Annotated in this window: 13 protein-coding genes; 8 read left to right on the top strand and 5 right to left on the bottom strand. The window is 54.2% G+C overall.

The window, feature by feature from the left end; translation table 11 throughout:
- Positions 1–440, top strand: a 440-nt coding sequence (locus ACPLUI_RS05145; protein ID WP_424659201.1) for an iron hydrogenase small subunit, incomplete at its 5' end; no start/stop codon positions are given.
- An 85-nt stretch (positions 441–525) separates the two neighbouring features.
- On the opposite strand, the gene ACPLUI_RS05140 is transcribed toward ACPLUI_RS05145, so the two are convergent.
- The 5 genes from ACPLUI_RS05140 to ACPLUI_RS05120 form a co-directional block, all read right to left on the bottom strand.
- Positions 526–750 carry a hypothetical protein gene (locus tag ACPLUI_RS05140; RefSeq protein ID WP_424659200.1) on the bottom strand — a complete coding sequence of 75 codons (225 nt, stop codon included), beginning with the start codon at positions 748–750 and terminating at the stop codon, positions 526–528.
- 8 nt (positions 751–758) lie between these two features.
- The gene (locus ACPLUI_RS05135) at positions 759–1934 is read right to left on the bottom strand and encodes a Ger(x)C family spore germination protein (RefSeq protein WP_424659202.1); all 1176 of its coding nucleotides are present in this window, start codon (positions 1932–1934) and stop codon (positions 759–761) included.
- A gap of 14 nt (positions 1935–1948) precedes the next feature.
- Entirely contained in the window at positions 1949–3049 is a 1101-nt protein-coding gene (locus ACPLUI_RS05130; protein WP_424659199.1) for a GerAB/ArcD/ProY family transporter, read from the bottom strand.
- A gap of 7 nt (positions 3050–3056) precedes the next feature.
- Positions 3057–4679, bottom strand: a complete 1623-nt coding sequence (locus tag ACPLUI_RS05125) for a spore germination protein (RefSeq protein WP_424659198.1) — start codon at positions 4677–4679, stop codon at positions 3057–3059.
- Positions 4680–4895: 216 nt separating this feature from the next.
- Positions 4896–5813 carry a selenium metabolism-associated LysR family transcriptional regulator gene (locus tag ACPLUI_RS05120; protein ID WP_424659197.1) on the bottom strand — a complete coding sequence of 306 codons (918 nt, stop codon included), beginning with the start codon at positions 5811–5813 and terminating at the stop codon, positions 4896–4898.
- A gap of 248 nt (positions 5814–6061) precedes the next feature.
- Between ACPLUI_RS05120 and ACPLUI_RS05115 the strand changes: the two genes are divergently transcribed.
- The 7 genes from ACPLUI_RS05115 to plsX all read left to right on the top strand — a co-directional run bounded on the left by ACPLUI_RS05115 (position 6062) and on the right by plsX (position 12869).
- A complete protein-coding gene (locus ACPLUI_RS05115) occupies positions 6062–6793 on the top strand; it encodes a tRNA 2-thiocytidine biosynthesis TtcA family protein (RefSeq protein ID WP_424659196.1) in 732 nt (243 codons plus the stop codon).
- A 243-nt stretch (positions 6794–7036) separates the two neighbouring features.
- Positions 7037–9139 (top strand): acetate--CoA ligase alpha subunit, encoded by a 2103-nt coding sequence (acs, locus tag ACPLUI_RS05110; protein WP_424659195.1) that lies wholly within the window; start codon positions 7037–7039, stop codon positions 9137–9139.
- 12 nt (positions 9140–9151) lie between these two features.
- Complete coding sequence (locus ACPLUI_RS05105; RefSeq protein ID WP_424659194.1) at positions 9152–10201, top strand: phosphotransacetylase family protein; 1050 nt, start codon at positions 9152–9154, stop codon at positions 10199–10201.
- 140 nt (positions 10202–10341) lie between these two features.
- The gene (locus tag ACPLUI_RS05100) at positions 10342–10878 is read left to right on the top strand and encodes a YceD family protein (protein WP_424659193.1); all 537 of its coding nucleotides are present in this window, start codon (positions 10342–10344) and stop codon (positions 10876–10878) included.
- Between the two features lie 18 nt (positions 10879–10896).
- Positions 10897–11073 carry a 50S ribosomal protein L32 gene (gene rpmF, locus ACPLUI_RS05095; protein WP_424659192.1) on the top strand — a complete coding sequence of 59 codons (177 nt, stop codon included), beginning with the start codon at positions 10897–10899 and terminating at the stop codon, positions 11071–11073.
- Between the two features lie 210 nt (positions 11074–11283).
- Positions 11284–11862 (top strand): transcription factor FapR, encoded by a 579-nt coding sequence (gene fapR / locus ACPLUI_RS05090; RefSeq protein WP_424659191.1) that lies wholly within the window; start codon positions 11284–11286, stop codon positions 11860–11862.
- Positions 11859–12869: a phosphate acyltransferase PlsX gene (gene plsX / locus ACPLUI_RS05085; protein WP_424659190.1), complete on the top strand. Its 1011-nt coding sequence runs from the start codon at positions 11859–11861 to the stop codon at positions 12867–12869. The genes fapR and plsX overlap by 4 nt, the downstream gene beginning before the upstream one ends.
- Positions 12870–12967 lie beyond the last annotated feature (98 nt).

Below are 12967 nucleotides of genomic sequence, written 5' to 3'. Positions count from 1 at the left end.
TGCGCACCGCTTATGAACTGGTTACGGGTGCCACCCTGTTTTCCCTGGACTTTGAGGAGGTCCGCGGGCTTGAAGGGGTGAAGGAAGCTTCCGTCAACCTGGCCGGGACGGAGTTGAAAGTAGCTGTGGCCCACGGGCTTGGTAATGCCCGCAAGCTCCTGGATGCCGTGGTGAACGGGGAAAAGGAGTGCCATTTCATCGAAATCATGTGCTGCCCCGGCGGGTGTATCGGTGGCGGCGGCCAGCCCGCCCCCGTGCACAACGATACCCTGGCCAGGCGTATCGCGGCCATCTACCAGGTCGACCGGCAGATGCCGCTGCGCAAATCCCACGAAAACCCGGCCGTACAGGCCCTGTACAGGGAGTTTCTGGGCGAGCCCTTGAGCCACAAATCCCACGAGCTTCTGCACACCCATTATACTCCCAGGGAGCGGTTTTAGCCTGAAAAACGGCCTTCCGGGCAAATATGACAAAAACCGGGAGTCCCGGGTTGGTCCGGGACTCCCCGGGCACCCGTTGCCGGCTTCACTTCAACAGTTCAGCCAGGGGTTTGAATAGGGCTTCAATTGCTCTGGAAGGATTGGGCACTTTCACCCCCAGTACCTGCGGGATGCTCAAAGCCATGCCAATGGCCAGGTACACCGAAAAGGCTGCCAGTTCCCGCCACATCTTCTTTTTCACCAGGCCGGGTACTTCGAAAAGGATTATACCGGTAAACAATACGATCAGCATGAGGACCACTTTTTCCATCCCCCCGGTTATTCTTCCGGTACGCTGGCCCGTTTGGTTAACAGGCCGATTTCCCTGATATGTGCTTCCACGGCAATGTTGACGTCTGCCCTGGTGAATTCCTCATCCCATCGGTATTTCAACTTCCGCCACTCCTTCTTGTATTTCCGGTGGAAGGCTTCGCCAAAACCAAAAATATCCACGCCGTATTCGTACTGGGCTTTTTCCAGGGCGATGGACGCCCGTTTTTTAATTTCATCGGCCATTTCATCTTCCAGGGCTTTTATTTTTTCGGGCCTGGCCAGATCCTCGCGGCTTTGCTGTTCCACCATATCTCCTTCCACTTTAATTTTCACGTCGAACCGCAGGTGTTCCCCGTCATACGCCGGCACAATTTTTGTACTCCCCCGGCGGATCCAGATGGAGACATCCTTATCCGGCTCACCCGGGCTGGGTACGGTAACCTCCCCCTTCATGATCTTGCCTTTAAGCCACATTAGGCCCCTGCATTCGTAGGGGTTAAGCCAGCCGACCAGTTTATCCTCTTTAAATACCGCCACACCCGCCAGCCCCACCTGTTTCTCGGGTGGGGGCTTCTTCTCCCGGCCCGGTTCCGGCGTAACCCCTGCCTCTTTGACTTCCACTGCGGTGACGGCCGGCTGCACCCCCCTGCTGGCCAGCATTTCAGCCAGTTCCCTCAGTTGAACGGAATAGCCGGTTTTCATCCTTTCCAGAAAACCCGCTGCCTGCGCCGATGTCTTCTCCAGACTGGAGTAGGCTTCCAGAAAATCCTTCGCTTCACCTTTGCTTACCATAACCCACATGGTTTCCCGTGGCTGCCTGTCCCGCTGAAAGAAATTGGTGGCCATAGCCGTTCCTTTTCTGGCCATTTCCTCTCCAAAGACCAGGATGATGCTGTGGCCCCAGTATATTTCGCGGGGGACCTTCATGGCCAGGTATCTTTCCGCTTCCTGAATGGTCCTGCCTTCCGCAGAAACCACCCAGCTGGCTGGTTCTTTCCCCCTGCCGCCCGCTTCACCGCCGGCAGTAAAAGCACCCGGCCTCGCAATTTGCAGAGTCAGCCTTATTTTGTCTTCCTTTGTCCAGTCCACTCCCGTTCCCAGCACAATCGCCACTTCGGTCAGTTCCTTGCGGCTCCAGCAGCCTTCTGTAAGACCGGTGAGAAGCAGCATGATGAGGAGGATGGCGATTTTTTTAATCAGGAGCTTTTCCCTCCTTTTCCCCTGGCCAGGGCAACCACCAGCAGTAGAAGCGGGATCCCTGCTTCAAAGATACTGAGGGCGTAGAATGGCCACACCCTGCCTATAAAATCGAGCATGTCCACGATACCTTCGTGTATAAGGATGGACAGTGCCACCACGATCACTCCCACCGGCAGCACCAGCGGCCGGTAATCCTTCAACTCCAGCCACTGGGCGCTGCCCAGGACGGCTGCGTAGTAGAAGATCCCCACTTTGGCGAAACCTCCCAGCATCCAGACCGCCACAATGACTGATTCCAACCGTTCCAGGAAGTTGGCGATGGAAACCACCCTTACGGCGTTGAAAGTAGGGAAAATCCAGTGTGCCGAGACGTTGGGGCCAAAAATAGCCAGCACCACCACTACGGTTACCAGCAGGAAGAAGCCGGTAAATAGAGTCGACAGGGCGGCCACCCGGTGGGCTGCCTCCGGCCGGTTGAGATAAGGGATGATCATGGCGAAGATTACTATTTCCCCCATCCAGCTGGTAAGCACAACAGCCCCTTTCAAAATAGCGACGAAATCCTTATCAAAAACCGGCAACAGCCTGGTCATTTCCATTTCTTCAGTTGCCAGGATGAAAACGACGAGCAGCAGCCCCAGAACCAGGGGCAGGAAAAGCTGGTTGTAACGGCTCAACACCTCGAGTCCGTTGCGGACGGCATAGGCCAGCACGGCAGTCCCCACAATGTGAAACACAATGATCGGTGTGTCGGGCATCAGGGCTGAAACGAGGAAGGAGCCGAATTCCCTGGTAAGCAGGGCACTCGAGTGAAGGAGCCAGCAGATGTACAGAAAGCCGACCACCTTGCCCGGCACCCTGCCCAGTATTTCTTCCGCATATTGAAAAAGGGTTTGGCCCGGGAACCGGAGCCCGAGGCCTGTCACCAGTCTGGCTATCAGCAGTCCCGCCATGGTGGCGATGATGATGGAAAGCCAGGCGTCCCGGGCGGCATGCTTCATGATAATCGCGGGAGCGGTAAGGATGGCCGTGGATAAAACCATGCTTATCATCAATAAAGTGGCCTGCCTGCTGTCGATCTTACCCTGTTCCAGCATAAGACCATCAACCTTCCGGCCGGGTTTCCGGCGGGGCAGGTTTTAACCCCTGCTCCTGTCTTTTTTGATTCTGCCTGGCGATCAGCCGGGGACGCGTAAACATGGACCACAGTGGTGCCCGGATGAGCACATCTTTTAAATCAACGCCCGTTGTGGGGACCACCGGGGAGAGATACGGGACTCCGAAGGAGCGCAGGGTACACAGGTGGATGCCGATAAACGCCAGCCCGCTGATCAATCCAAATAATCCCAGGGAAGCTGACAGGAACATGATTATAAACCTCAACAACCGGAAGGCGATGCTGGCACTGTAAGTAAAGGTAAAGGAAGCTATTCCGGTGAAGGCCACCACAATGACGGTGGCGGCGGCCACCAGGCCGGCCCTTACGGCGGCTTCCCCGATGACCAGGGCACCTACTATGCTCACCGCCTGGCCGATGGGCCGCGGGAGGCGTATGCCGGCTTCCCTTAAAATCTCGAAGGTCATTTCCATGAGCAGCACCTCCACGAAGACCGGGAAGGGGACTGCCTCACGCTGACCGGCGACACTCAGCAGGAGCGTGGTGGGAAGCAGTTCGTGATGGAAGCTGACCACGGCAATATAGAGTGCGGGAAGCGTGAGCGATGCGATCACGCAAAGAAACCGGATCACCCGTACAGCCGTGGTGTACAGGAAGCGTTCGTAATAGTCTTCGGGAGCATGGAGATATTCCACGAACAGGTTGGGTACTGTCAGGGCGAAGGGTGTTCCGTCAACCAGGATGGCCACCCGCCCTTCCAGCAGCATGGCTGCCACCCGGTCCGGTTTTTCCGTGTGGTTGACCGTGGGAAAAGGGCTCCAGGGATTCTCTTCAATGAGTTCCTCTATGTAGCCGCTTTCCAGGACGGCGTCGACCTTTATTTCCAGCAGCCTGTCTTTTACTTCCGCGACCAGCTTTGGGTTGACAATGCCTTCTACATAGATGACAGCCACATCGGTGTTGGTAATCTCACCCAGTTTTAAGACCTCGATTTTCAGATTCGGGCTGTTTATTTTACGCCTGAGGAGGGCCGTATTGGTCCGCAGTGTTTCCACAAAGGATTCCCGCGGCCCCCGTACCGTGGGCTCCGCTTCCGGTTCTGTAATAGCGCGCGAAGCCCAGCCTTTTGTACCATTGACAATGGCGATGTCGTGCCCGTCCACCAGTAAGACGCTGTCCCCTGAAAGAATGGCCCGGATGACATCTCGCAACTTACTGGTCTGCTGGAGTTCATTTACACACAACCCCCGCTGCTTGATGAATTCCAGAGCCCCGGTTTTGCTGATTTCCCGGCCGGGTACGGCCATGGGCACTTCCAGAGCCAGTGCCTTTGTTATTTGATCACTTACCTGACTCTTGTCCGCCAGGCCGTCCGTGTAGATCAGGGCCAACCTGATCTGCTCGTTCTGGGCAAGGATAAATTCACGGTAAACAACGTCACTGCATCTGTCCAGGATGGTTTTGATCATTTTAAGGTTGGCATCCAGGTCCGGGCTTAAAACCTGTTCTTTCCAGGATGTGTCCTCAGGGTTGTTTTTTTTGAGCCGGCTTGCCGTCTGCTTGTCCCGGTTCATTAACCTGGCTCTGAGTGGCTTGATAAATCTGGCCATAACCGCACCTGCTTTTCGGATGAATCAGGGATATTGTACCTCGTCTGTATAGTATCTGCCTCCGGAGGTACTTTATACTATAACCTGGTTTCAGGTTTCTCCAAAAAGACACCATATTCCGCTCATATGATAGGAAAAGGGAGGAAAAGCTCCTCCCTTTTAACAAATTTATAACAGGCAATTGTTATTTAAAAACAGCTTCGGCCACAATCTCTGTCAGCCTTTATTTCCCAGCAGGCGGTTACAGAGCTCCCGGTCTGTGAGGAAACTTTTGAAAATGGTGGCTGAAAGGCCGTTGCTTACCTGGTGGGGCCAGGCTACATAAAGGTGGTAACGGATTTGGAGCTCCGGGATTATTACCCGGGCCACTTTACCTGTGGCCAGGGATTCGTGGACCATGCGGCTGGAAACCGCGGCTATCCCCAGCCCCGCTTGGACCGCCCGCACCATGGACTGGTTGCTGCCAAGTTCCAGGATGCCGGGAAAATGTTCCACTGTGACGTTATGTTCTGCCAGTTTGGCTTCCAGGGCCTGCCGGGTACCCGAACCACTTTCCCGGATTATCAATGGCTCGCGGACCAGTTCCTCAAGGGAGATATTGCCACCTGCCCACGGATGCCAGGAAGGGACTATAAAAATTAACTCGTCCTCCAGCCAGGGGTGGTACTCAATACCTTCTCCGCCTGCTGCCGTCCCGAGCACACCCAGGTCGATCTCCCGGTCTCGCAACCAGCGTGCCACGGTAGTGCTGTTGCCCACCTGCAGGCTTACACGCACTCCCGGATACTGTTCCCGGAAACCGCCGATAAAAATAGGGAGCAGGTATTCGGCAGGCATGCTGGTGGCCCCCAGCATGAGATGACCGCTTTTGAGGCCCTGGAGTTCATTGACCATGGCCCGGATCTTCCGGTAGTGGCGTACCACCTGTTTAATTTCCGGGTACAGAAGCCTTCCTGCTTCAGTAAGCAGCACCTTTTTTTCATTTCGCTCCAGAAGCGTGACGCCCAGCTCTTCCTCCAGCGCTTTAATCTGGAAGCTGACCGCGGGCTGGCTCATCCCAAGCTGTGCGGCTGTTTTGGTAAAATTGCGCAATTCAGCGACCAGTAAAAAGGCTTCCAGCTGTTTTATGTTCATGGAAAGTTGCAACACCTTTCGCGAGCTGATTACCAGGAATATTCAGACGAAAGAAAAAAGAGTGCCTGGAGACGACTACCGCCCGGGGTAATTATGTGACAGTATCGTTCTTTCTATATAACAAACTGAAAATCCTGCTCAGGGTCCGCTGTTGTGTATTTGCCTTTGACAGGACGGTAAGGACAAATATAATTTAGGGTGTATACACGCAAGGGTTAACTTTTGAAAATTTAAGGAGCGGTTTAATCTTGAGCAAAGAGTTTCAGCGGTATGTAGTTACCCGCGTAAAACGGGCCATCGTAGACTACGGCATGATTTCAGATGGGGACAGGGTGGCGGTTGGCCTTTCAGGGGGCAAGGACAGCAGCGTGCTTTTGCACACTCTGAATATTATACGGCGGGTGGCACCCATTGAATATTCGCTGCACGGGATCTATGTGGATGCCGGTTGGAACATGGAAGTCAACGTGTTGCGGGAGTTTTGTGAAAATGAAGGTGTGCCTTTTTATTATAAACCCACCAACATTGCCGAAGTTGTTTTTGACATCCGGCGGGAGAAAAACCCCTGTGCCCTGTGTGCCAACCTGCGCCGGGGTGCTTTAAACAATACCGCCCTGGAGCTGGGGTGCAACAAAGTGGCCCTGGGACATCACCTGGATGATGTGATTGAAACCTTTTTCATGAGTCTTTTTTACACCGGGCAGTTTCGCACTTTCTCTCCCGTTACTTACCTGAGCCGCAGCGGTATTACCATGATCCGTCCGTTAATTTATTTAACTCAGGAACATGTGGGTGAAATGGCCCGTCAAAAAAAATTACCCGTTTTGAAAAATCCTTGTCCCGTCAGTGGGAAGACCAGGCGACAGGAAATGAGGGAACTTGTGGCGGATCTGCTCGTTAGATATCCCGACCTGCACATTCGTTTTCTCAATGCTCTCAAAACGGCAGATTTACGCAACCTGTGGCCGGTAACAAAGTAAAAAGGCTTCGTTCAACAAAGATTATTCAGAGGTAACTTTCAATTTTATTGAAAAGTTCCACAAAGCATTAAAGTCTCATTTTCGTTCAATTTACAAAATTACTATTTTGGTTGATGGGCGGAGTTTCTATTTACTCACACTTTTCACCCCTTTATAATGAAAGAAAAGAAATGTGTATGTATTGTAATGTTGCATAATTATGTTTAAGTTTTCGTTTAATTTGCTCCAAAGAGGGGTGAAAATGTGGGACTGCTTACTAACTTTTATAACCCGAATGCGGTAGCCGTCGTTGGTGCCTCAAAAAAACCCGGTAAAGTAGGTCACTCCATCGTAAAGAACCTGATTGAGTCGGGATTTCAGGGGAAGATTTATCCGGTCAATCCCAGGGAGGAGGAAATTGAAGGCTTAGCAGTTTACCCCTCGGTTACGGAAATTCCGGAACAGGTGGATCTGGTTGTTATAGCTGTCCCTGCGGCCAGAACCCCTGACGTAGCCAGAGACTGCGGGAAGAAGGGTGTCAGGAACCTGGTAGTTGTTACCGCGGGGTTCAAGGAAATCGGCAAAGAGGGCCTGGATCTGGAAAAAGAACTGGTCTCCATTTGCCGTCAGTATGGAATGAGGATGCTGGGTCCGAATTGCGTCGGTATGATGGATACCCATACGCCTATCAACGCTTCTTTTACCAGGACTTCCCCCTTGAAGGGTGATATAGCCTTCCTCTCCCAGAGCGGTGCCACCCTGATTGCCATCCTGGACTGGAGCCGTTCCGCAGGGTTGGGTTTCAGCAAGATGGTCAGTCTGGGTAATAAGGCGGACCTCTCGGAAATCGATTTCATTGCCGAAGCTGCCGAGGACCCCTATACCCGTGTAATCGCCTGTTACCTGGAGGACGTGGCCGACGGGCCCCGTTTCCTGGAAGTGGTCCGCGAGGCCACCCGTAAAAAACCCGTAATCATACTCAAATCCGGTACCAGCCAGGCAGGTGCGCAGGCCGCTTCTTCCCATACCGGTGCCCTGGCGGGAAGCGACCTGGCCTACGATACGGCCTTCCGTCAATGCGGCGTAATCCGCGCCCGGACTATGACCGAGCTCTTTGAGCTGGCCATCGCTTTTTCCCGCTGTCCCGTCCCGGCCGGCAGGAAGGTGGCCATTGTGACCAATTCGGGAGGGCCGGGTATCGTGGCCACGGATAATGTGGAAGCCAGGTCCCTGACCATGGCCCGGTTTACCAGGGAAACCATTGAAGAATTGCGCGGGGGTTTACCCGCCGAGGCCGCCCTTTACAACCCGGTGGACGTGCTGGGTGATGCCGGAGCGGACCGTTATCGTTTCGCCATGGAGAAGGTTCTGGCCGACCCCAACGTGGACAGTGTTGTAGTCCTGATGTGTCCCACCGCCGTGGCCCAGCCCCTGGAAACCACCCGGGCCGTAATAGAACTGCAGAAGAAATACCCGCACAAGCCGATTATGGGCGTTTACCTGGGCGGCGAATCCATGGCTGAGGGTACGCGGCTCATGTCCGAAGCGGGCATCCCCTGCTTTACCTTCCCTGAGCCTGCTATTGCAGCCATCAACGGGCTGGTCAGTTATGGTGAATTTCGCAATGCCCCGGTGGGAGAAAGTGATCTGGTCTACCCCGATGTGGATAAGAAAACGGTGAAGGCCGTATTTTACGATGTTATGCGGGATAACCGCCTGGTGCTGCTGGGCAGCGAAGCGGCAGCCGTGGCCAGGGCTTACGGCATCCCTGCAGCTCCCATATCCCTGGTTACCTCACCTGAGGAAGCTGTGGAGGAAGCCGAAAAGATGGGCTACCCGGTGGTGCTCAAGGTGGCTTCTCCCAAGATCCTTCACAAGACGGACGTGGGCGGTGTGAAAATCGGCCTTGATTCCCCGGAAGCAGTACGCAAAGGTTTTATTGAAATTATGGAGAACGTCCACCGCCTGCTGCCCCAGGCTGTGGTCTACGGCATAGAGGTACAGAAAATGATGCCCGGGGGTGTGGAGCTTATCATCGGCATGACCAGGGACGTCCAGTTCGGCCCGATGATTGCCTGCGGTCTGGGTGGTATCTACGTCAACCTGCTTAAAGATGTTGCCTTCCGACTGGCCCAGGGTTTAACCCGGCGGGAGATTGAGACCATGCTTTCTGAGACTAAAGCCTTTACCCTTCTGCGGGGTTACCGGGGCGAGAAACCGTCCGACCTTCCGGCGCTGGTGGAGGCCATCGGGCGTACGGCCCGGCTGGTACTGGACTTTCCGGAGATCAATGAGATCGACATTAACCCCGTCTTCGTTTATAACCAGGGCTTAAGTGCCCTTGATATTAAAATTACCATATCGTGAGGTGTGGTCCTGATGAAAAATTTGTACATTATGGGTACTCCGGCCAGCGGTAAAACGGCCCTCGCTCTGGGCCTGGCTCAAAAATTGCAAAAAGAGGGGTTCCGGGTCGTCTACTTCAAACCCATCGGGAGCCCTTCCCGGGGAGTTGAACGTGTGGATGAAGATGCCGTTTTAATGCGTGAAGTGCTGGGGATGGATGTCCCTCTGGAATTGATGGTACCCCGGATGATCGGGCCTTCCTATCTGTCGGGGAACGGCTGTAAGGATGCCCTTTCGAGGGTTCGCGCAGCTTACGAACAGATCTCCGCGGGCGCCGATGTTGTGATTATCGGAGGGGCGGTCTACCCCTACGCTTACGCCGCCTGCGGGCTCGACGACATTACCCTGGCCGGACAACTGAATGCTCATGTATTGCTGGTGTTTAACGTTGAAAATGATTTTGGCTTTGACCGGGCACTCTTCTTCAACCGCAGCTTCACCGCGGCGGGGGTTAACCTTTTGGGGAACATCTTTAATAACATTCCCCGCCCTCTCCTGGCCAAGATCGAGGGGGTTTACAGGCCTCTTTTAGAGGAGCGTGGATACCGTACTCTGGGTATAATCCCGCGCCGACCGGAAATTGCTTCTCCTACTGTGGAAGAATACTACGAAGTTCTGGGCGGGGAGATCCTTACCGGTAGTGAAAATCTTAAGCGCCTGGTGGAAGATGTGGTTGTGGGGGCCATGACTGCCGAAAGCGCCCTGACCTATTTCCGCCGTACTGCGGATAAAGCGGTGATCCTCGGCGGCGACCGGGCCGACGTTGCCCTGGCCGCGCTGGAAACCAGCACTTCAGTGCTGATCCTGACAGGCGGCCTTTATCCCGATGTCAAGGTCATTGCCCGGGCGCAGGAAAAGGGAGTCCCCTTGATCCTGGTTCATTACGACACCTATACCACCATTGAGAAGATCAGCCAGCTGTCCCGCCGTCTTAAGCCGGGGGATACCACCGGGATCAAGGTGGCTCTGGAAAATGTGGAACAGTACTGCCAGTGGGAAGCCATTGTGGAGGCGTTGCGCTGATCAGGGACGGCCAGTTGCACCGCCGGTTAGGCAACCGGCGGTATTTTTAATGCCATGGGAGCCGGGCTGTCCAGGCATTTCCTTGACAAAGGGACGACACCCCTATATAATGAGTTTTGTTAAATTAAGGGGTGCTTAACATGCGGATTGATGTGTCGGATTTAAAAAAGAGCCCCGGGGAGAGCATCCAGGTGGAACTCTCTTCTCCACTGCCGGAATTTGAATTCAACGGAGAAAAGTTGATCTTCAACGGTCCTGTCCGTGCTTCCCTGGAGGTCACCAATACGGGGAAAGCCCTTCTGGTGGAGGGAGAGGTCAGAGGTGTGCTGGAGGTCCGCTGTGCCCGTTGTTTGGAGCCTTTTCGCTGGCCGGTGGAAACCACACTGAACGAGGTATATTATCCTGCAGACAATGAAGAGGCGGCTGTAGTAGATCCGGCTGAGGAAGAATATCAGGAGTGGATTCCTTTCACCGGGGATGTCCTGGATGTTACGCCGGAAGTTTTGAAGAGCATTATGCTGGCATTGCCCATGCGCTTTCTCTGTGACGAGAATTGCCGCGGTCTCTGTCCCCGGTGCGGTCGGAACCTGAACGTGGCTGAATGCTCCTGTCCCGGGGAAGATGTAGACCCGCGCCTGATGGTACTCAAGGACATGTTCAAGGATGTCAACCGGTAAAAAGGGGGGTGGAGTTTTATGGGTGTCCCGAAGAGGAGAACTTCCAAGCGGAGGGCCAGAATGCGGCGGGCTCACTGGAAGATAGAGGCGCCGGGGTTGGTGCGTTGTTCCCAGTGCCATGCCCTGATTTTGCCTCACCGGGTCTGTCCGGAATGCGGTTATTATAAGGCAAAAGAAGTGGTGAAAGTTCAGTAGGTACTGTCTTGAAACCGGAGACGAAACGGGTTTGCTCGTCCCTGGTCCGGTAGTTAAGCGACAAGGCATATTAGTAATCAGCAGATCCGGTACGGGCAGGAAATTTTTTCTGCCTGGCCGGAAAATTTTTTGCCCTGGAAGAGTTGCTTTATTTTGGCATTTACGTTATACTTAAATTAGTACCTGGTGCTAAAACTCTGGTGATGGGCAATGTCCAGGAGTCATACGGGAAAATTGAAGCGCCAGCAACTGGTTGCACGTTATCTTAGCGGTAACCCTTTTCTCACTGACGAGGATCTGGCCGCTATCCTCGGGGTCAGCGTGCAGACAATCCGGCTGGACCGCAGTGAGTTGCATATCCCGGAGAAGCGGGAACGTCTGGAACAGGTGGCCCGTGGCGTGTACGGCCAGCTCCGGGCTCTGAGTGAAGCCGATCTGGTGGGTGAACTGGTGGAACTGAACATTGGTAAATCTGGTGTTTCTATATTGACCGTTACAGATGAGATGACCGTCAAACGTACCCGTGTGGTCCGGGGGGATTATTTGTTCGCCCAGGCCAACTCCCTGGCGGTGGCTTTATGCGAGGCCGGGGTTGCCCTTACAGGTACCACCAAGGTAAGTTTCCGGCGGCCGGTCTTCAGCGGGGAGAGGGTGGTGGCAAGGGCGTTTGTGAGGCGAAAAAAAGGCAATAAATATATGGTAAGGGTTGCCTCAAAAGTCAATAACGAAGTAGTACTGGAAGGAAAATTTCTTATCTTCGCCATAGCAGAGGAGGTTTGGCGGCAGTGAAAATTGCCGTTGACGCCATGGGCGGTGACCATGCACCGGCAGAGATCGTGCGGGGGGCGGTCGAGGCGGCCCGGGCATACCGCCAGGAGATTATCCTGGTGGGGGACCGGGATAAAATTCTGGCCGAACTGGGCCAGTTAATCCCGGAGCAAATTGAGGTGTTTCACGCCCCGGAAATCATTTCTATGGAGGAACAGCCGGCTGTAGCGGTCAGGAGAAAGCGGCAGTCTTCCATTGTGCAGGCTGTCAGGCTGGTTAAGGAAGGGCGGGCGGCAGCCCTGGTTTCTGCCGGCAGCACGGGAGCAGCCATGGCCGCTTCCCTTCTGGGTTTGGGACGCATCCAGGGAATTGACCGTCCGGCCATCGCCGGTCTTTTACCACGGAGCGGGGGAGTCACCGTTCTTTTAGATGCGGGAGCCAACGTGGATTGCAAACCTCACCACCTGTTGCAGTTTGCCATTATGGGTTCCCTGTATGCCGAAAAAATTCTTGGCGTTTCCCGGCCCCGGGTCGGCCTTTTAAATGTGGGTGAAGAAGAAACAAAGGGTAATGAACTGACCCTGGCCACCTTTCCCCTCCTGCGCCAGGCAAAAATTAATTTTATAGGCAACGTGGAGGGGCGGGATATTTTCTCCGGGACGGTAGACGTGGTGGTTTGCGATGGTTTCGTGGGGAACATTGTTTTAAAATCAGGAGAAGGGCTGGCTATGGCACTGCTCGGAATGATCAAGGAGGAAGTTACCAGGAGCTGGCTGGCGAAAATGGGTACGGCTATGGCCATTTCTGCTTTAAAGTCTTTTGAAAGGCGCATCGATTATGCAGAGTATGGTGGTGCACCACTTCTGGGTGTCAATGGAGTATCCATCATCTGTCACGGCAGTTCCTCTGCCCGGGCAATTAAAAACGCCATCAAAAGGGCCAGGGAAGCAGTTGAAACCGGACTGGTAAGCGCCATCCGGAGCAGTATTGAAGACAGCGCCGAACACCAGAAGGTGGGGGTAAATTAATGTCCAGTCAAATTTTGCCCGTGGGGATCTGGGGCACGGGTATTTACGTACCTGAACGGGTGCTTACCAATGCGGATCTCGAGCGTCTCGTGGATACC

The sequence above is a fragment of the Desulfofundulus sp. genome (assembly GCF_049701015.1).
In the GTDB taxonomy this organism is placed as follows: domain Bacteria; phylum Bacillota; class Desulfotomaculia; order Desulfotomaculales; family Desulfovirgulaceae; genus Desulfofundulus.
The sequence above is the reverse complement of the archived record's forward strand: the minus strand, read 5'-3'. Positions and strand labels throughout refer to the sequence as shown.